The sequence below is a fragment of the Nitrospirillum viridazoti CBAmc genome (assembly GCF_000730165.1).
Classification (GTDB): domain Bacteria; phylum Pseudomonadota; class Alphaproteobacteria; order Azospirillales; family Azospirillaceae; genus Nitrospirillum; species Nitrospirillum viridazoti.
In genome coordinates this window covers 568,632-588,563 of sequence record NZ_CP022110.1, presented here as the reverse complement: position 1 = coordinate 588,563, position 19,932 = coordinate 568,632, and the positions used below count along the sequence as shown (strand labels likewise).

Annotated in this window: 15 protein-coding genes; 6 read left to right on the top strand and 9 right to left on the bottom strand. The window is 67.0% G+C overall.

What is annotated here, in order from left to right:
- Positions 1-448: 448 nt before the first annotated feature.
- From uvrC to Y958_RS02750, 5 genes are all read left to right on the top strand, one after another.
- Entirely contained in the window at positions 449-2,398 is a 1,950-nt protein-coding gene (gene uvrC / locus Y958_RS02770) for an excinuclease ABC subunit UvrC (protein WP_211098563.1), read from the top strand.
- A 73-nt stretch (positions 2,399-2,471) separates the two neighbouring features.
- Positions 2,472-3,101 carry a CDP-diacylglycerol--glycerol-3-phosphate 3-phosphatidyltransferase gene (gene pgsA, locus Y958_RS02765; protein WP_088870819.1) on the top strand — a complete coding sequence of 210 codons (630 nt, stop codon included), beginning with the start codon at positions 2,472-2,474 and terminating at the stop codon, positions 3,099-3,101.
- Between the two features lie 5 nt (positions 3,102-3,106).
- Positions 3,107-3,358 carry a molybdopterin converting factor subunit 1 gene (gene moaD / locus Y958_RS02760; RefSeq protein ID WP_088870818.1) on the top strand — a complete coding sequence of 84 codons (252 nt, stop codon included), beginning with the start codon at positions 3,107-3,109 and terminating at the stop codon, positions 3,356-3,358.
- A gap of 1 nt (position 3,359) precedes the next feature.
- Positions 3,360-3,833, top strand: coding sequence for a molybdenum cofactor biosynthesis protein MoaE (locus Y958_RS02755; protein WP_088870817.1), 474 nt, complete (start codon positions 3,360-3,362; stop codon positions 3,831-3,833).
- A 241-nt stretch (positions 3,834-4,074) separates the two neighbouring features.
- Entirely contained in the window at positions 4,075-5,379 is a 1,305-nt protein-coding gene (locus Y958_RS02750) for an ATP-binding protein (RefSeq protein WP_088870816.1), read from the top strand.
- Positions 5,380-5,381: 2 nt separating this feature from the next.
- Here the strand turns inward: Y958_RS02750 and Y958_RS02745 are convergent, their stop codons facing one another.
- The 9 genes from Y958_RS02745 to Y958_RS02705 all read right to left on the bottom strand — a co-directional run bounded on the left by Y958_RS02745 (position 5,382) and on the right by Y958_RS02705 (position 18,767).
- Positions 5,382-6,083 carry a LuxR C-terminal-related transcriptional regulator gene (locus Y958_RS02745; protein WP_088870815.1) on the bottom strand — a complete coding sequence of 234 codons (702 nt, stop codon included), beginning with the start codon at positions 6,081-6,083 and terminating at the stop codon, positions 5,382-5,384.
- A 286-nt stretch (positions 6,084-6,369) separates the two neighbouring features.
- A complete protein-coding gene (locus tag Y958_RS02740; RefSeq protein ID WP_088870814.1) occupies positions 6,370-7,713 on the bottom strand; it encodes a DUF1329 domain-containing protein in 1,344 nt (447 codons plus the stop codon).
- Between the two features lie 233 nt (positions 7,714-7,946).
- Entirely contained in the window at positions 7,947-9,740 is a 1,794-nt protein-coding gene (locus Y958_RS02735; RefSeq protein WP_088870813.1) for an acyl-CoA dehydrogenase C-terminal domain-containing protein, read from the bottom strand.
- 67 nt (positions 9,741-9,807) lie between these two features.
- Positions 9,808-12,150, bottom strand: a complete 2,343-nt coding sequence (locus tag Y958_RS02730) for a 3-hydroxyacyl-CoA dehydrogenase/enoyl-CoA hydratase family protein (RefSeq protein WP_088870812.1) — start codon at positions 12,148-12,150, stop codon at positions 9,808-9,810.
- Between the two features lie 26 nt (positions 12,151-12,176).
- Positions 12,177-13,313, bottom strand: coding sequence for a thiolase family protein (locus tag Y958_RS02725; RefSeq protein WP_004273127.1), 1,137 nt, complete (start codon positions 13,311-13,313; stop codon positions 12,177-12,179).
- A 131-nt stretch (positions 13,314-13,444) separates the two neighbouring features.
- On the bottom strand, positions 13,445-13,861 hold the full coding sequence (locus Y958_RS02720; RefSeq protein WP_244909343.1) for a MerR family transcriptional regulator: 417 nt from the start codon (positions 13,859-13,861) through the stop codon (positions 13,445-13,447).
- 396 nt (positions 13,862-14,257) lie between these two features.
- Complete coding sequence (locus tag Y958_RS02715) at positions 14,258-15,880, bottom strand: tetratricopeptide repeat protein (protein ID WP_088870811.1); 1,623 nt, start codon at positions 15,878-15,880, stop codon at positions 14,258-14,260.
- 165 nt (positions 15,881-16,045) lie between these two features.
- Positions 16,046-16,960 carry a ribokinase gene (locus tag Y958_RS02710; RefSeq protein ID WP_088870810.1) on the bottom strand — a complete coding sequence of 305 codons (915 nt, stop codon included), beginning with the start codon at positions 16,958-16,960 and terminating at the stop codon, positions 16,046-16,048.
- Positions 16,961-17,054: 94 nt separating this feature from the next.
- The gene (locus Y958_RS02705; protein ID WP_088870809.1) at positions 17,055-18,767 is read right to left on the bottom strand and encodes a long-chain-fatty-acid--CoA ligase; all 1,713 of its coding nucleotides are present in this window, start codon (positions 18,765-18,767) and stop codon (positions 17,055-17,057) included.
- 546 nt (positions 18,768-19,313) lie between these two features.
- Here Y958_RS02705 and Y958_RS32705 point away from each other — a divergent pair.
- Entirely contained in the window at positions 19,314-19,847 is a 534-nt protein-coding gene (locus Y958_RS32705) for a cold-shock protein (RefSeq protein WP_050898646.1), read from the top strand.
- Positions 19,848-19,932 lie beyond the last annotated feature (85 nt).

The window sequence follows — 19,932 nt, the reverse complement described above, 5'->3', positions numbered from 1 at the left end:
TTCAAGCCCACCCCAGGAAATCCAGGGGAAACGGCGTGCGCGCCGAGTTTTACACAATGGCTGGACGCGGTTCGAGCCCAACCCTGTCAATCCCTTTTTTGCCTATAATGAACTATTTGTTAGATATTGACAGAACCTGTTTCAAATAAAATCAACGCGTTAGCGTTTTATGCCTGTTTTATAGGCAAAATCCTGAAAGCCTTGCGGCGCCTGCGTCGGCACACGCTATCAAAGGCTTTTCCGCAAACTTATCCACAGCTTCCGTGGACTACCGTGGCGTTTTCCCCACCCCCTCGAACAGGGGATGATTCGTTCCCCTTTACCCCGGAAGCGATAGGGGGGACCGGACGTTTTCCAGTCAGGCCGCCGCACAACCGGAGGAGCGCGAACGCGACGCGATGGCCATTGACCCGGGGCCGCCAATGGGCAGAGTGTCCGCCCCATGGCCATGACCGACACCACCCCCGACACACCCATTGAAACGCCCGAAGCCGTCCCCGTGGAGACCGCGCCGGCCGAGGCGGTACCCAAGGTGCGCCGCCGCACCGTGGCGGACCTGAACCGGGGCGTGGAGACCATCAAGGCCTACCTGCGCACCCTGCCGGTGACGCCTGGCGTCTACCGCATGATGAACGAGGGCGGCGACGTCCTGTATGTGGGCAAGGCGCGCAACCTGAAGCGCCGGGTGGCCAACTACACCGTGCCGGCCAAACTGCCGGTGCGGCTGCAGCGCATGGTGGCCGAGACGGTGACCATGGAGTTCGTCACGACCCATACCGAGGTCGAGGCGCTGCTGCTGGAATCCAACCTGATCAAGCGTCTGATGCCGCGGTACAACGTGCTGCTGCGCGACGACAAGACCTTCCCCCACATCATGATCACCCGGGATCATGACTACCCGGCCCTGATCAAGCACCGGGGCGCGCGGGACCGGGCCGGCGACTATTTCGGGCCCTTCGCCTCGGCCGGGGCGGTCAACCGCACCATCACCGCCCTGCAGCGCGCCTTCCTGCTGCGCAACTGCACCGACAGCGTCTTTTCCACCCGCACCCGCCCCTGCCTGCAGTTCCAGATCAAGCGCTGCACCGCGCCCTGCGTCGGCCGTGTCAATCGTGCCCAGTATGGTGAGCAGGTGGACGAGGCGGCGGCCTTCCTGGCGGGCAAGAGCCGCGACATCCAGACCCGCATGGCAAGCGCCATGATGGCGGCGTCCGAGGCGCTGGACTTCGAGACCGCCGCCAAGATGCGCGACCGCATCCGGGCGCTGACCGCCATCCAGGCCCACCAGGACATCAATGTCGAGGGTATGGAGGACGCGGACATCATCGCCGCCTACCAGGACGGGGGCAGCACCTGCATCCAGGTGTTCTTCTTCCGGGGCGGGCGCAACAACGGCAACCGCGCCTATTTCCCCAGCCATGACAAGAATCAGGGCACGGCGGAGGTGCTGTCCGCCTTCATCGCCCAGTTCTACGACAACCGCGCCGCCCCCGGCCTGGTGCTGATCAGCGAGGACGCGGAGGAGCAGGAGCTGCTGGCCGAGGCCCTGACCCTGCGGGCAGGCCGCAAGGTGGAGCTGGCCGTGCCCAAGCGCGGCGACAAGAAGCGCCTGATGGACCATGCCCTGACCAACGCGCGCGAGGCCCACGGCCGCCGCCTGTCGGAAACGGGCAGCCAGGCCAAACTGTTGGCCGGCGTGGCCGAGCTGTTCGGGCTGGAGGCGCCGCCCACCCGCATCGAGATTTACGACAACAGCCACATCCAGGGCGCCCACCCCATCGGCGGCATGGTGGTGGCGGGGCCCGACGGCTTCATCAAGAATGCCTACCGCAAGTTCAACATCCGCGACCCCAAGGCCGCGGGTGACGACTTCGCCATGATGCGCGAGGTGCTGACCCGCCGCTTCGAGCGCGCGCTGAAGGAGGATCCGGAGCGCACGGGCGACACTTGGCCCGACCTGCTGCTGATCGACGGCGGCGAGGGCCAACTGGGCGTGGTGGTGGAGGTGCTGGCCGAACTGGGCCTGTCCGACATCGCCCTGGTGGGTATCGCCAAGGGTCCCGACCGCGACGCGGGGCGCGAGCGTTTCTTCATGCCGGGCCGGGCGCCCTTTGGCATGGACCCGCGCGACCCCGTGCTCTATTTCCTGCAGCGCCTGCGCGACGAGGCCCACCGCTGGGCCATCGGCAGCCACCGCCAGCGTCGGGAAAAGGCCATCAGCGCCAGCCCGCTGGACGAAGTGGCGGGCATCGGACCCAAGCGCAAGAAGGCCCTGCTGCTGCATTTCGGCTCCGCCCAAGCCGTTTCGCGCGCAGGACTGGCCGACTTGCGCGCGGTGGACGGGATATCGGACGCCGTCGCCAAAATCATCTATGACCACTTCCATCCGGACGGCTAAACTCCACCTTCAGGAGACCGCGCCAAACCGTGCCGCCTGTTATCGCCCCCGCCTGAAATCGCCGGACCGCTTCATGCTGACCAGCCTGCCCAACCTGTTGACCCTGTCGCGGATCGCGCTGATTCCCGTCATCCTGGCCCTGCTGTGGTTCCCGGCGACGTGGACGGCCTGGACCGCCGCCGGGTTGTTCGCCCTGGCCGGCATCACCGATTATTTCGACGGCTATCTGGCGCGGGCGTGGCACGAGGAATCCATCATCGGCCGCTTTCTGGACCCCATCGCCGACAAGCTGCTGGTGGCGGCGGTGCTGTTCCTGCTGGTGGCCGACCACAAGATCGTGGGCCACGCCGTTCTGCCCGCCGTCATCATCCTGCTGCGCGAGGTGGCGGTGTCGGGCCTGCGGGAATTCCTGGCCGGCCTGCGCGTGGGTGTCCCCGTGTCGCGCCTGGCGAAGTGGAAGACGGCCATTCAACTGATGGCGATCGGCTGGCTGATCGTGGGCGACCACGGGCCCGACTGGCTGTATGTCCGCCCCATCGGCGAGATCGGCCTGTGGGCCGCCGCCGTGCTGACCCTGATCACCGGCTGGGATTATCTGCGCGCCGGCCTGCGCCACATGCTGGCCCCGGCGGGAGCCCCCACCCAGGTGGAGCCGGCAGCGCCCAAGGCGCCGGCCGCCGCCCCTGTGCGCACGGGGGCCTGACCGCCATGCGCATCCTCTATTTCGCCTGGCTGCGCGCCAAGATCGGCACCGCGGAGGAAGAGGTGGCGCCTCCCGCCGGCGTGGCCACCACCGGCGATCTGATCACCTGGCTGCAGTCACGCGGCCCCAACTATGCCGACGCCTTGGCCAACCGCGCGGTGGTCAAGGTGGCGGTGAACCAGGACTATGTCAGCATGGACCATCCCGTGGCGCCGGGGGATGAGGTCGCCCTGTTCCCGCCCGTGACCGGGGGCTGACATGGCCATACGCGTCCAGGCGGAGGACTTCGACGTGGGCGCCGAACTGGCGGCCCTGAGCGACGGCAATCCGTCCATCGGCGGCGTGGCCAGCTTCGTCGGCCTGGTCCGCGATATGTCCAAAGGGGACGGAAGCGGCGACAGCGTCAGCGCCATGACCCTGGAACACTATCCCGGCATGACGGAGCGGCAGCTGGCAGCCATCGAGGCGGAGGCGCGGACCCGCTGGCCGCTGGACGGCGTGCTGATCATCCACCGCTACGGCCGCCTGCTGCCCGGCGACCGCATCGTGCTGGCCGCCTGCGCTAGCGCCCACCGCGCCGCCGCGTTCGAGGCCTGCTGGTTCCTGATGGACTGGCTGAAGACCAAGGCGCCCTTCTGGAAACAGGAGGAGACGCCGGCCGGCGCCCGCTGGGTGGCCGCCAAGGAGGAGGACGACCAGGCGGCGGAGCGTTGGTACAAACGCGCGCCGTGATACCGGTCTCACCGTCCTAAGCGCTTACAAAACCCTGAAAAAATACCGGGAAATTTTTAGGCAACGAGCCAACCGAATCGTTTATGCCCGGTTCATATGCCGAATCTAATACCTCTTGGCTAGTCTCTGACTCGTTAACTAAACCTTTGGCCAAGACTTTGCTTTTAGTACCAGCGATGCTCACGGTCCGGGACAAAGGTGCGGGAATCCTGTAAAGTGGGGGATCAGCTCTAGAGACCCCATGCCCGAACTATTCAAGACCCCGGCCAACCTCCTGGCCCAAGACCAACGTAACGCCACCGTCCTGCTGGTCGACGGCAACCAGGGATTGCTGATCTCCCTGGTCGATTTGTTGCGTCAGGGTGGATTCCGTTTCGTGCATTGCCGGCAGGATCTCCGGGATCTGTCACAGTACTGCCGTGACCTGTCCCCCGACGTGCTGGTGCTGAACCAGCCGGGCGACAGCCCCGCTGCCGTGAACGCCCTGATGGCCGCCCTGGGCCCGCTGGCCCAGATGCCGGCGGGGGAGCGTCCCATCCTGCTGCTGCGCACCGGCGTGCTGGACGCTGGCGCGCGCGAGGAAGCACGCCGGCGGGGCGTCAGCGATTTCATTGCCCACAATTGCGACCCGATGGAGGTGGTGACCCGCGTGGCCGGCGCCGCCCACCTGCAGTTCCTGAGCCGACAGGTGGCACAGCAGCAGCGGCAGGTGGACATCCAGGTCAAGGACCGAACCGCCCGCCTGCTGGAGTCGCTGGAAACGATGCAGGAGCGGGAGCGGACCCTGCTGGCGGCACTTGAGCAGACCCGTACGGAGATCCGTCAGAAGGCGGAGTTCCTGGCCCATGCCACGCACGAACTGCGCACGCCCCTGAACGCCATCCTGGGCTTCGCCGACCTGCTGCGGCGAGAGTTCCATGGACCGTTGGGCGATGCCCGTTACCTGGAATACGCCGAGGATGTGCACGCCGCCGCCAGCCACATGGCCGCCGTCGTTGATGACACGCTGGACCTCAGCCGCGCCGAATCGGGCCAGGTGACCCTGGACATCCGTGACATCGACATCGGCCGCGCTGTGCATGACAGCGCCCGCATGCTGCGCACCCTGGCGGCCGACTGCGGCGTGGACCTGACGGTGAAGGTGCCGGAGCAGCCGCTGCGCCTGCGCACCGACCCGGAAAAGGTGCGCCAGATCATCCTGAACCTGGGCTCCAACGCCCTGAAGTTCACGCCGCGCGGCGGCCGGGTGACGGTGGAGGTGCAGGCCGACGACAAGGGCGGCGCGCTGATCCTGATCGTGCGCGACACCGGCGTGGGCATGGCCCCGCACGAGCTGCCCATCGCGCTGAAGCCGTTCGGCCAGGTAAGGGGCGCGCAGCAACCGGGCGTGCGCGGCACCGGCCTGGGCCTGCCCCTGACCAAACGCTTCGTGGAGATGCTGGGCGGCAGCTTGGACATCGCCAGCGTTCCCGGCCGGGGCACCGTCGTCACCGTGCGGCTGCCTGCGCCAGAGAACGACACCGGCAGCGCCCGCGCCACCGCCTGACGTCACGCGGTCGCGGGGGGCACCTGGGTCATGAGGGCCAGGGGTCGGCCCTCGTTGTCCTTGAAAAAGGCCATCCATTCCTCCGTCCCGTCCGCATGTCGGTGGATAAGGTGCGGGGCGTTGATGAATTCCACGCCCCGCACCGTCAGGGTGGCGTGCATGGCCTGGATATCGCCGACCCGGAAATAGAGGATGGACTCGGCCGGCCCCTCCCCTTCGGACAGGAACAGGCGCAGGCCGCCGCAATCGAAGAAGGCCAGTCCGCCGAAGGAATAGAGGTGCGGCAGCCCCAGCACCTCACCATACCAGCGGCGGGCCGCGGCGATGTCCGTCACATGGCGGGCGATCTGACCCACCGGTCCCAGGCTGGCTTGCGGCTCCATGGATGACGACTCCTTGCGGGCGAGGTTGCTGTCGCGGCGAACACCCTGCCAGCGCCGCAGTTCGGCGCGGCTGGCGAAGCCCAGTTTCTGCAGGACATTGGCGACGTGGTATTTCACCGCGTCGATGCTGACACCCTGACGTCGGGCGATCTGGGGATTGGTCAGGCCGTGGCGGACGGCCTCGACCACCCGCCATTCCGCCGGCGTCAGCACGTCGGCATGGGGCGGACGACCGCGTTCCCGGTGGCCGCGCCGACGGGGCGGGACGGCCCGCGCCGGGAAAAGGTCGGTTCTGACGCCGTGGCGGGGAGGATGTGTCATGGGCGCAGCTTATCGCGTCACGGAGCCATTTTCCCTACCCGACGGCCGATCAAGATCAAGCCCCACCTACCCCTTTACGTTTAGGGAAACTTGACCGGCACCATTTCCACCGGTGAAAAAGGAAAAGCCCGCGGGAGGTGCGTCCTTCCTCCCGCGGGCTTTACGCCTCCGGCGGACCTGAACCCGGCCGGATGCGATCTCAGTGGTAGCCAGCCCGTCAGGGCCGGGTATCGGCGGCGGGGGCGCGTCCCCCGCCGCCTGTTCCTTCCAAGCTCAGCGTCAAGCCTCAGCGCACGCCGGACCGGCGCAGGCTGTCCGGCGAGAAGTCGGCCGCCGTCAGGTTGACGTTGAAGTTGTAGGGCTTCTCCTGGTTGGTGAAGCCGCTGGCGGTGTAACGGCCCGACTGCAGGTCGTACACGGCGAACAGGCCCGCCCAGAAGGTCTGGACATCGTAGAAGTTGATGCCGTGGGCCTCGGTCACGCGCCACAGCTGGTCGCGGCTGTCGTACTGGTCGGCGACCAGGATGCCCCAGCTGTCCTCGTCCACATAGAAGGTGCGGCGGGGATAGATGTGGCTGGTGCCGGACTTCAGCTTGCCCTCAACCACCCACACCCGGTGCAGCTCATAGCGGGCGTAGTCCTGGTTGATGTGCTTGGCCTTGATCAGCTGGTCGTAGGTCAGCTTGTCGCTCTGCAGCTGATAGGCGTTGTAGGGGACGTACATCTCCTTCTTGCCCACCAGCTTCCACTCGTACCGGTCGGGGGAGCCGTTGAAGACGTCCAGCTGGTCGGAGGTGCGCAGGCCGTCCGAGGCCGTGCCCGGGTTGTCGTAGGCGACGTTGGGCGCGCGGCGCACGCGGCGCTGGCCGGGGTTGTAGGTCCAGGCGTTACGCGGCTCCTTCACCTGGTCCATGGTCTCATGCACCAGCAGGATTTCGCCCGCCAGGCGGGCCGGCGCCGTCACTTCCTGCTGGAAGTACAGCGAGGTCTGCCCCTCAGGACCGGTGTCGGAGTACAGGAACTTCGACTTCTCGTTGATGTTGATCATCGTGTACGAGCCGTCGGCCTGCGGGTTGGCGGCGCCGTAGCTGCGCTCCAGCTGCTTGCCCTTCCAGCGCAGGATGTGGTTCCACACCACCTCCACGCCTGACTTGGGAACCGGGAAGGGCACGCCCACCTTGGCGCCCTCGACCCCGTTGCCGTCGTCCACCAGCTTGGCGCGGGTGGCGTTGGCCAGCGTCTCGTCATAAACGCTTTTGGGCAGGGACGCGCTGCGGTGCGTCGGATAGACGTTCATCTTGTAGTCGGGATACTGCTTCAGAAGGGCCTTCAGGCCTTCCGGCAGCTTGTCCGCATACTGGGCCATGTTCTGGCCGGTGATGGTGAACAACGGCTTGTCGCTGGCGTAGGGATCGACGTAGACGCCGCCAGCCTTGTACCCCGCCGGCGGGGCGGTGATGCCGCCCGTCCATTCCGGGATGGTGCCGTCCTTGTTGCCCGCCTTTTCGGCGCCGTTCGGCGTCAGGGTCTTGCCCAGATCAGCCGCGGACTGCGCCATGGCGACGCCCGCCATGCCACCCAGAAAGACGGCGAAGGCGCCGCCAACCAACGCGGTGTTGCTCCACTTCATCCTTTTTCCTCCCTTATGCGGCCGGCTGTCCGCCGACGCGCGCGTCTCATTAGCCGAGTGGGTCTTGGTTCAAACGCACATTCCCAAACGCCCAATTCAAGGATCCCCCCACCTCTTGGACAACTGTCCCGGGATTGGCGTTTGATCCTCTCATTTCAATAGTTTGGTCGATGCCGGGACAACGCGCAATGGCTGTCGAACCGGCATCGACGGAGAAAAAGCGGGTGTGGGCCTCAGAACAGGTCGGCCTCCAGGTCCATGACGGTCTTGGCCCCCGACATCAGGGCCTTGAAGCGGAAATCCACCTCCGGCAGCAGACGCTGGACGAAGAAGCGGGCGGTCTTGATCTTTGCCTCATAGAAGCCGGACTTGCCGTTGCCGCCCTCGGCCAGCTTGGCGTTCGCCACCTTGACCATGCGCAGCCACATCCAGCCCAGGGCCACCAGGCCGAAGATGCGCAGGTAGTCGGTGGAGGCCGCACCCGCCTCATCCGGGTTCTTCATCCCCCTCTGGGCGACGATGGCCGTGGCCTGCTGCAGCTTGCCGAAGGCCTTGGCCAGCGGGCCGGCGAATTCCAGCAGGTCGGTGTCTTCCATCGCCGACTCCAGCTCGCCCGCCAGCGGGTGGAAGAAGCGGCGCAGCAGGCGGCCCATATCCTGGCCCAGCTTGCGGCCCACCAGGTCCAGGGCCTGGATGCCGTTGGCACCCTCATAGATCATGGCGATGCGGGCATCGCGCACGAACTGCTCCATGCCCCATTCGCGGATGTAGCCGTGGCCGCCGTACATCTGCTGGGCCATGGTGGCGCACTCATAGCCCATGTCGGTGAAGTAGGCCTTCACCACCGGCGTCAGCAGGGCCACGAACTCATCCGCCTCAGCCCGGGCCTTGAGGTCCGGGTTGTGGTCGGCTTGGTCCAGCTGGATGCCCACCCAGTAGCCCAGCGCGCGGGCGCCCTCGGTGAAGGCCTTGATGGTCATCAGGTTCTTGCGCACGTCCGGATGGACGATCAGCGGGTCGGCGGCCTTCTCCGGCTCCTTGGCGCCGGTCAGCGACCGGCCTTGCAGGCGTTCCTTGGTGTAGGTCAGCGCGTTCTGGTAGGCGACCGTGGCGATGCCCAGGCCCTGCATGCCCACGCCCAGGCGGGCGGCGTTCATCATGGTGAACATGGCGCGCATGCCCTTGTGCGGCTCACCCACCAGCCAGCCCTTGGCGTCGTCGAAGTTCATGACGCAGGTGGCGTTGGCCATGATGCCCATCTTGTGCTCGATGGAGCCGCACATGACGCCGTTGCGTTGGCCGGGCTGGTTGTCTTCAGTCGGCAGGAACTTGGGCACCAGGAACAGGCTGATGCCCTTCACGCCCGAGGGCGCGTCCGGCAACTTGGCCAGCACCAAGTGGATGATGTTGCTGGTCAGGTCATGCTCACCGGCGGAGATGAAGATCTTGGTGCCGGTGATGCTGTAGCTGCCGTCGTCGTTGGGGACAGCCTTGGTCTTGATCAGGCCCAGATCGGTGCCGCAGTGCGGCTCCGTCAGGCACATGGTGCCGGACCACTCGCCCGTGGTCATCTTGGGCAGGTAGGTGTCCTTCAGCTGATCGTTGGCGTGGGTGTGGATGGCGTTCCACGCCCCCTGGGTCAGGCCCGGGTACATGGCGAAGGCCATGTTGGCGGAGATCAGCAGTTCTTCCAGCACGAAGGTGATGGCGTGGGGCAGGCCCTGGCCACCGTACTTCGGGTCCATGGACAGGCCCTGCCAGCCGCCGTCGACGTAGGCCTGGTAGGCTTCCTTGAAGCCCTTGGGCGTCCGTACCACGCCGTTCTCGTAGTGGCAGCCCTCCTCATGGCCGGGGCGGTTCAGGGGCTGCAGCTCGTTCTCGCAGAGCTTGGCCGCCTCTTCCAGGATACTGGAGACGAGGTCGCGGGTGGCGTCCTCGAAGCCCGGCAGCTTGGTCAGGTTGTCGGCCTGCAGCAGGTCGTTCAGGACGAAATCGATGTCTTCGAGCGGCGCCTTGTAGGTCGGCATCGGAGAATTCCTTAAGCGTTGGAAGACGCCGGGGCGGTTCCCCGCCCCGGCCTCCAAAGACAGGGCGTCAGTTGCGCAGCGGCTTGCCGGTGGACAGCATGTGGTCGATGCGGTCGATGGTGCCGGGCGTGCGCACCAGGCGCATGAAGGCCTCGCGCTCCAGGTCCAGCAGGTCGTCCTCGGTCAGCACCGTGGTGATGTCGGTGTCGCCACCGCTCAGCACCCAGGCCAGTTCCCCGGACACCACCACGTCGTGGTCGGTCGCCTTGCCCTGGCCGTGGAAGCCTTCCACCGCCATTTCCAGCGCCGTGCGGGCGCCGGGACCGGGCAGGCGGATCTCCAGCGGTTCCGGCGCCTTGTAGTCCTTGGCCAGTTCCAGGGCCTTGGCCTTGGCGTCGGCCAGCAGCCGGTCGCGGTTCATGGTGATGCCGTCGGTCGGACGCAGGATCAGCATCTCCTTCGCCTCGAACGCCGACTTCGCCACCTTGGCCGTGCTGATGTACTCGAAGGCCTTGGCGATGGGGGGCATGGGGCCGCCCGGGCGCTTCTTGTTGTAGGTGTGGCGGTAGAGCATTTCCTTGCAGCCGCCCCAGCCGGGGACCAGGCCCACGCCCACCTCGACTAGGCCGATATAGCTTTCGGCATGCGCCTGCACCGCGTCGCAGTGCAGCAGGATCTCGCAGCCGCCACCCAGCGCCATGCCCGAGGGCGCGCCCACCACCGGGAAGGGCGCGTACTTCAGCGCCTTGTAGGTCTGCTGGCCCTCGGCGGTCGCCTGCTCGATCTGGGGCCACAGGGCAATGTTCAGCGCGAACAGGGCCAGGCCCAGGTTGGCGCCGACGGAGAAGTTGTCACCCTCGTTATGGATGACCAGCGCCTTGTAGGGACCGGAGGTGCCATCGCCGATGATCTCGATGGCCTTGCGGTAGAGCGCCATCACCTGGTCGTCCAGGGCGTTCATCTTGCCGGTGAATTCCAGGCACAGCACACCGTCGCCGATATCCCACAGTGCGGCGGACGCCGTCTTGGCCACAGGCTTCGACGCCCGCTTGATGTCGGACAGCAGCAGCACGCCCTCGCCCCGCTCCACCACGGCGTACTCGCCCTGGGTGGTCAGGTAGTGCAGGCGGCCGTCCTCGACCTTGTAGAAGGGGCGGCCGGCGGCCAGCGTCACCAGGGCCGGCACCGGCAGGCCGGCCTCGGTCAGCTTCTCGGCGAACCAGGCCGTGCCCAGGGCGTCGATCATCTCGAACGGGCCCTGCTTCCAGTTGTAGCCCAGGCGCATCGCGGCATCGACGTCCAGGATGGTGTCGGCGATCTCCGGCACCAGGCTGGCGGCGTAGGCCAGCGCCTGGCTCAGCACCTTCCAGGCGTACTGGCCTCCCTTGTCGCTGTGGGTCACCAGGCCCTTCAGGCTGCGCTCCTTGGCCGACGCCAGCTCGGCCTTCACGGTCGGGCGGTAGGCGCCGGTCTTGAGATCAATGGTCTCGCGGATGCGCTTGCCGTCCGGCGTCTTGGTCTGGCGGTAGAAGCCGCCCTTGCCCTTACGGCCGGTGTAGCCATCGGCGATCATCTTCGCCTGCAGCGGATTCTCGCGATAGACGCGGCGGTAGTCGTCCTGCTCCGGCAGGGTAGAGAGGAGGCTCTTGGCGATGTGCGGCCCCAGGTCGATGCCGACCAAGTCCAGCAGCCCGAAGGTGCCGGTCTTGGGCAGGCCCATGGGCTTGCCGGTGACCAGGTCGGTCTCCTCCACCGTCAGGCCCAGATCCTCGGCGGCGTTCACCGCCGCCTGGAACCAGTAGGTGCCGATGCGGTTGGCGATGAAGCCGGGGGTGTCCTTGCAGTGCACGACGCCCTTGCCCAGGCGCACGTCGCACACCTTGCGGATGGTGTCGACGGCATCCTTGCGGGTCTTCGGCCCGGCCACGATCTCCAGCAGCCGCATGTAGCGCGGCGGGTTGAAGAAGTGGGTGATCATGAAGTCGGCGGCGAACTGCTCGCTGGCGCCTTCCAGCAGGATCTCCAGCGGGATGGTGGAGGTGTTGGAGCTGACGACCGAGCCCGGCTTGCGCACCGCGTCCAGGCGACGATACAGGGCGTGCTTGATGTCCTTGTTCTCGATCACCGCCTCGATGATCCAGTCGACGTCCTTCAGCTTCTCCAGGTCGTCTTCGGTGTTGCCCGGGGTCACCAGGCGGGCGGCGTCCCTGTGCATGAAGGCGGCGGGTTCGCCCTTCAGCAGCTTTTCGACCGCCCCCTTGGCGACGACGCTGCGGTCACCGCCGCTGTCCTTCACGGCCTGGGGAACGATGTCCAGCAGGAAGACGGGAATGCCCGCGTTGGCGATGTGGGCGGCGATGCCGCTGCCCATCACCCCGGCGCCGATGACGGCGGCGCTTTTGATTTCCATGGGGTCTCTCCTCAACCGGGGGCCGATCAGACCGCTTCCAGAACGGTGGCGATGCCCTGGCCGCCGCCGATGCACTGCGTGGCCAGCGCAAACTGCTTGCCTTCGCGCTTCAGCAGGCTGGCGGCCTTGCCGGTGATGCGGGCGCCGGTGGCACCCAGCGGGTGGCCCAAGGCGATGGCGCCGCCGTCCAGGTTCACCTTGGCGGGGTCGAAGCCCAGTTCGCGCGCCACGGTCATGGACTGCACGGCGAAGGCCTCGTTGCTTTCGACGATGTCGATGTCCTTGATCGTCAGGCCGGCGCGCTCCAGCGCCTTGCGCGAGGCCGGCACCGGACCGTAGCCCATGATGGTGGCGTCGCAGCCGGACACGGCGATGGAGCGGATGCGGGCCAGGATGGGCAGGCCGTGGGCCTTGGCATATTCCTCGCTGGTCACCAGCGTGGCGGAAGCGCCGTCGGTCAGCGGGCTGGAGGTGCCGGCGGTGACGGTGCCCTCCTGGTCGAAGGCCAGCTTCAGGCCAGCCAGGCCCTCAGCGGTGGTCTCCGGACGGATGCAGCCGTCCTTGTCCACCAGCTTGCCCTTCACGTCGATGCCGACGATCTCATCGGCCAGGCGGCCGGCGGCCTGCGCGGCGGCGGCCTTCTGATGCGAGGTGACGGCGTAGGCCTCCTGGTCGGCGCGGCTGAAGCCGAACTTCTTGGCCAGGTTCTCGGCCGTGATGCCCATGGCCATGTAGGCGCCCGGGTTGGCGGCGTGCAGGGCCGCGTTGGGCATGGGGTTGAAGCCGCCCATGGGGATGCGGGTCATGCTCTCGACACCGGCGGCGATGAAGGCCTTGCCGGCGCCCAGCGCGATGGCGCCCGCCGCCATGTGGATGGCCTGCATGGAGGAACCGCAGAAGCGGTTGACCGTGGTGCCCGCCACACCCTGGGGCAGGCCGGCGATCATGCCGATCAGCTTGGCGACGTTGAAGCCCTGCTCCCCTTCCGGGAAGGCGCAGCCGACGATCAGGTCTTCCAGATCGGCGGTGTTCACGCCCGTGCGCTCGACCAGCGCCTTGACCACCGTCGCGGCCAGATCGTCGGGACGGACCTTCACCAGGTCGCCCTTGTTGGCCAGCGTGAACGGGGACCGGGCGTAACCGGCGATAACGGCTTTAGTCATTGGTGTATTCCTCGCCTTGGCAAACGGGGCGGCGCCTCATTTGGCGGGCGCCGGATGGGGGATGACGCGGGAAAGGCCGGACCGGGATGCGTCCCCAGCACAGCGGAAAAGGGGGTGCAGGCCGGGCGCCGTCAGGCGTCCAGCGCGCCCTTGCGGGCCAGGTGATCGACCACCAGACCCTCGATCTCCTTCAGGTCGACCAGGGTCTGCTGCACGTCGCGCAGCTGCTGTTCCAGGGTGGCGATACGGTCGCGGGCGCTGTTCAGCAGGAAGCGCATCTGCGGCACCTGGGCGTCGCCCACCTCATAGAGATCAAGGAAGTCCTTGATGCCGGCGATGGTGAAGCCCAGGCGCTTGCCGCGCATGATCAGCTTCAGGCGCGCCCAGTCGCGGTGGGTATAGACCCGCTGCTGCCCCTCGCGGCGCGGGGTCAGCAGGCCTTCGTCCTCGTAATAGCGGATGGTGCGGGGCGTCAGCTCGAACGCCTCGGCCAGTTGACTGATGGTGTAGGTCTCTTCCACCGCCGTCACGGGCGCTCCGTCGGGCATGGGTCCTCTCCCTGGGCTGGCCGAACCCCTCTCTTTCAGCGGAGGGTCGGCGCCTTACGTTTACGTAAACGTAAAGTGAGAGGCGGCCAATGTCAATCGCCTGAATCAACTTTCAACTTCACCCGTTCGGGTTAACCATTGATTTGAAAAATCGTGCCCTCAAGCGCCGGGCGCCGGCATCCGCCGGCTTGGCTTGTCCTCGCTTTCCAGTCCGCTGCCGCTCCCCAGAAAGCTCCGGCGTCCGCAGTCGCGGGCTACAGCGGCATGAGCTTCATGCCGCTGCCATCCCCCCTCAATCAAAGGGCCGCTAGGCCGCGACTGCGGCCGCCGGAGCGAGTACCGAAGGGCGCAGCGAGGACAGCCAAAGGCCCGGATGGGCCTGCCGGCGCCTGAGGCTCAGATAAAGAAATGTATCTGCGTGCGGTCGTAGCCGGTGCCCAGCAGCATGGGCTGGCCCTGGGCCACGGGGAAATCGTGACCGAAGAAGTAGACGGCCTGCTTCCAGTGGTTGGTGCGGGCGGCGGAGCGGGAGCTGTAGACCACCTCCTCATCCATGTGCAGGTCGAACCAGAAGGCCACGCCCTGGACCAGGCCCGGCTTGGTCGCCTGGATGGTCAGGCTTTTCAGGTCACTGTCCGGCATGCTGACACGGAAGTCGAAGAACCAGGCCGGGAACGGATCGGACAGCATCTGGTGGGTGTCGGTGGCCAGGTCGATCTGCTGATAGCCGGGCGCCCGGAACTGGTCGAACCGGCTCATGTCAAATCCGCTGACACTGCGAATCGGGCTGACGTTGCGCAGGTCGTCGGCCTGGATCAGCTGGGCCCAGACGGTGGCGGCGGCGGGGATGACGCGGGCGCCGGGGCGGGCCAGGTTGCGGCGGGCGTGGTCCAGGATGGCCAGCATGTCGGGCGCCAGCATGCCGACGTTGACGATGTCGGACACCAGCACGTCGGCCGGACGCGGCAGATCCACGCCCAGCTTCAGATCCTGGGGCTTCTTCGACACGATGGTGATGCGGTCGGCGTAGCCGTTCAGGGCCACGGTCTCGCGCGCCACGGTGGCCAGGGCCGCCAGGGGTTCGGAGGCAATGACTCGGGCGGCACCGGCCCGGGCGGCCATCATGCTGACCAGGGCTGAACCTGCGCCCAGTTCCAACACCAGATCGCCCGGTCGGATGGCGCGCAGCAGTGCCGCCTCGTAGGCGTCGTTGCGCTCGTGATCGTTCAGCCGGGGGATGTGCCAGGCCGGCACCTGGGTGCTGCGCAGCAGCTGCAGGGCGTACTGCACCGCCTGGTTTTCCGGCAGGCGGGTCTGCACACCGGTCAGCAGGGCGACGGCGTCCTCCGTGCGGTCCTGGCCCTGGAACACCTGGGCCAGGCAGATCGCGGCCTCGTACCGGCTGCTGTCGGCGGCCAGCACCTGGGCGAACAGGCCACCGGCTTCCTCCAGCCGACCGGTGTAGAGCAGCAGGGTGCCGAGGTTGTACAGGGCGTCGAGATTGTCGGGCAGCAGGCCCAAGGAGTGGCGCAGGCAGAACTCCGCCTCCTCCAGGTTGCCAAGCTCCCGCAGGGTGTTGCCCAGGTTGTTGTGCGCCTCGGCATAGCGGGGGTTGATCTCCACCGCCTCGCGGAAGCGGGCCTCCGCCTCGGCCAGGCGGCCCAGGGCGCGCAAGGCGTTGCCCAGGTTGTTCTGGCTGATGGCGTCATCGGGGTTGAGGGTGACGGCCGTGCGGAAGCAGGCCTCCGCCATCTCGAACTGGCGGCAGCCGTAGAGCAGGACGCCGCGGCTGTTGTGATACTGGAAGTTCTCGCCATCTAGCGCGATGGCCCGTTCGAACAGGTCGTTGGCCTCGATCGGCCGGTTGGCCTTCAGCGCGATGACGCCCAGGAGGTGGGTGGCCTCGGCATGGACGGGCTCCGTCGCCAGCGCGGTGCGGCAGCTCATTTCCGCTTCCGCCAGAAAGCCGGCCATCAGGTGCTGGCGGGACAGGTCCACACAATCCTGGACGAAGGACATCCACTCCTCCTCGGGGGCTAGGTCGCGTCTTTGCGCGAAGAGGAGAGCAAGGGGTATGCCACTTGGGGCTGCCCCTGAAAGGCTTGGATTCCCTACACGATTGCAAGAAATTGGCGGCCCGGCGGTGGCACGGAACCGCCGCCGGGCAAAGCTTGCCGGGTAGGTTTAGACCGACAGCGCCAGCACTTCGTCGGCGGTGGGCATGGCATCGCCCGCCCCCACCCGCGTCACGGCGATGCTGGCCGCGACGTTGGCGTGGCGCATGGCCTGGGGCAGCGTATCGCCCAGGGCCAGCCGGGCGGCCGGAGAGCCCACGAAGCAATCGCCAGCGCCGGTGGTGTCCACCGCCTTGACCTTGCGGCCGGGGACGATGACCTGGTCATCCGCCGTGACCGCCAGGGCGCCGCGCACGCCCAGGGTGGCCACCACCGTCTGGCCCGGGCGCCGCATCAGGCGGCGGGCGGCCGCGGCGACGGCGTCTTCCGCAGCGTCGCCCGGCACGTCGACACCGGCGAAGTGGCCAAGCTCCGTCTCGTTCACCACCAGGATGTCGACGTCGGCCCACAGGCTGTCGGGCGCGTCATCCAGGGCCGGGGCGGCGTTCAGCACGGTGAGGCCGCCGGCGGCGCGGCCCCGGCGGAAAAAAGCGGCGATGGTGGCGCGGGGGATTTCGAACTGGCTGACCAGGATGTCGCCCGCCGCGATGGTGACAGCCTCCAGGTCGGCCGGCGACACCTCGCCGTTGGCGGCGGGGATGACAACGATGCTGTTCTCGGCACTGGCGTCGACCATGACGATGGCGGTGCCGGTGGCGATGGCGGTGCGGGCGATGCCCCTGGTGCCCACGCCGTTGGCCTGGAAGAAGGCCAGCGCCTGGTCGCCGAAGGCGTCGCGCCCCACACGGCCGATGAATTCCACCGCCACGCCCTGGCGGGCGGCGGCGATGGCCTGGTTCAGGCCCTTGCCGCCCCGGCCGAAGGCCACGGTCTCACCGCTGACCGTCTCCCCTGGGCGCGGTGCGCGCCGCATGGTGGTGAGGACATCGGTGTTGATGCTGCCGGCGACGACGACTTTGGGCATGGGAACCTTCGAGCGATACGGATGGGGGCAAAAGAAAACGGCGGCGATGCCAGGCACCGCCGCCGTGGATATTAGGCGTAAGCTGGTGCCGGCGTCAGGAGGCCTTCTTCTGCGCCTCCAGCTCATCCAGCAGGGCCTTGCGCGACAGTTTGCCGATCATGGTCTTCGGCAGCTCGGTGCGGAATTCCACCTGCTTGGGCAGTTCGATGGCCGACAGCTTGTCACGCAGGAAGTCGCACAACTCGGCCTGGGTCAGGGTGTGGCCCTCGGTCAGCTTGATGTAGGCCTTCACCGTCTGGCCGCGATAGGGATCGGGCACGCCCAGCACGATGCACTCGTTCACGGCCGGGTGCAGGTAGATCGCCTCTTCCACGTTGCGGGGATAGACGTTGTAGCCACCGGCCAGGATCATGTCCTTGATGCGGTCGACAATGTAGATGTAGCCGTCTTCATCCATGTAGCCGACGTCGCCGGTGTGCAGGCGGCCGTTGCGCAGGGTCAGCGCCGTCTCATCCGGGCGCTTCCAGTAGCCCTTCATGACCTGCGGGCCGCTGATGCAGACCTCGCCCCGCTGGCCCTGGGCCACGGGGGTCTTGCCGTCCTCCACATCGATGATCTCGATGACGGTGCCGGGCACGGGCAGGCCGATGGAGCCCACCTTGACCTTGCCGCCCACCGGGCCGTCGATGGGATTGACGGTGGCCACAGGCGACGACTCGGACAGGCCGTAGCCTTCCACCAGCTTGCAGCCGGTGTGGCCCTCGAAGGTCTGGCAGACATCCAGCGGCAGCGGCGCGCCGCCGGAGATGCTGAAGGCCAGCGAGGACAGGTCGTACTTGGCCCGGTCCTTGTAGTTGTTGATGGCGGTGTAGATGGTGGGCACCGCCGGGAACTGGGTCGGTTTCTTCTTGTCGATGGTGTCCAGCACCTGCTCGATCTCGAACCGGGGCAGCAGGATCATCTCCGCACCCAGGTAGATCGACAGGTTCATGACGCCCGTCATGGCGAAGACATGGAACAGGGGCAGCACGCCCAGCATGCGCTCCTGCCCCGGCCGCCCCTGGTAGAACCACAGCGCCGACTGCACCGTGTTGGCGGTGAGGTTGGCGTGGGTCAGCATGGCGCCCTTGGGCACGCCCGTGGTGCCGCCCGTGTACTGCAGCACGGCCACGTCCTCGACCGGGTTGATGGTCACGGGGGCATAGCGCCCGTCGTTGGCCGTCAGGGTGCGGAAGCCGAGGTTATGGCCGTCGGCCGGCGGGCGGGCGATGTCCTTCCGCTTCACCAGCGGGTACAGCAGGCTTTTCGGGAACGGCAGGATGTCGGCCATGCGGCCGGTGACGATGGTCTTCAGACAGGTCTGGCCCAGCATCAGGACCAGCTTGTCGTAGCACTGCGGCACGTCGACCGTGATCATGATCTCCACCTCGGAGTCATTGATCTGCTTGACGAGCTCGCGCTCCGCGTACAGCGGGTTGAAGTTCACCACCGTGGCGCCGGTCTTCAGGATGCCGTAGTAGCAGAAGACGGAATAGGGGGTGTTGGGCAGGAAAAGGCCCACGTTGCTGCCCCGGCCCACACCCAGCGCCTGCAGCCCCTTCGCCACCCGGTCCACCATGTCGGTGCCCTGGCGATAGGTGTAGCGTTTTCCCAGGAAATCGATGAAGGGCCGGTCGGCAAAGCGCGCGGCGGAGCTGTCGAACAGGTCCGTCAGGGGCTTCACCGGTATGGGCGCGTTCCAGTCCACGCCCGTCGGATAGCTATGTTCCCAAATGTGCGCCGCACTCACGGCCGGGTCGGCCATCATACGTTTTCTCCCCAGGGGCGGCCCTCCACTCAGGTATGGGGGTGCCACCGCTCCAATTCGTGATTTGAAGCTCAGGGTGCCGACCTGGCGACGAGGGACGCATACCCGGCGATCGTATCGGCAACCGATATGCCGGGGCATCCATCCCCGGTCTAGGGCGGTAACGTGCCTGCATCGCGGACGCTACTCAAGCGTTTCGTGCAGCGGATGGGTACCGGGCCCCGGCCGTAGGTCCCGGCAGCCGGCAACCCCAAGTTGCCGCCGGCATTTGGGCGCCGCCGTGAAACCGGCCCCGGCCGGGTGCCCAAGCCCTGTGGATGAAAGGCACGAAGCCCCTGCCGCAGCGCAACATTTCCCCACACATTACAGTAGCGGTCCCCGGGAGTTTATGTTTACCATTAAGACGGGTTAAGCTGCCGCGTTGAAGAAAACCAGGGACAGTTCCGGACGCACCGGACGCACCCGGAACGGCGGTTGTTGGGAGGTGAGATCATCGGGCCGGCGCCCGTTTGGGCGAACCCGGCGCAATCGGGAAGGTACTGCCTCGTGCCACGCTTCGGATCGTATGACGCCTTCAGCCAGGAGGAGGGTCTCCCGGCCAAGGCCCAGGTTAAATGGTTCAATACCTCGAAGGGATTCGGCTTCGTCGCCCTGGAGGATGGAACGCCTGACGCCTTCCTGCACATCTCGGTGATCAGCCGCGCCGGCCTGGCCGACATCACCGAGGGGACGGAACTGCTGTGCACCATCGGCGCGGGCCCCAAGGGCCCGCAGGTCCTGCGCATCGTGGAGGTGACGGGCACCGCGGCACCGCCGGAGCGCAGCGGCGGCCCCGCCCCCCGCACCCGCGACCGGGTTCCCACCGGGTCGGAGATCGAGATCGACGGCACCGTCAAATGGTTCAAGGCCGACAAGGGCTTCGGCTTCGTCCTGGCCGACGACGGCGGCAAGGACGTGTTCGTGCACAAGAGCGTCCTGCGCCGCTGCGGCATGGACCACCTGGACGAAGGCCAGCGGGTGCAGATGCGCATCGCCGACGCGCCCAAGGGCCGTGAAGCAGTCTGGGTGGCCCTGGCCTGAGGCCGCCCCTCCCCCGCCCCGAAACGATCACAGCCCCGGAAGCCATCACCTCCGGGGCTGTTTCTTTACACGCAATCGCGACACC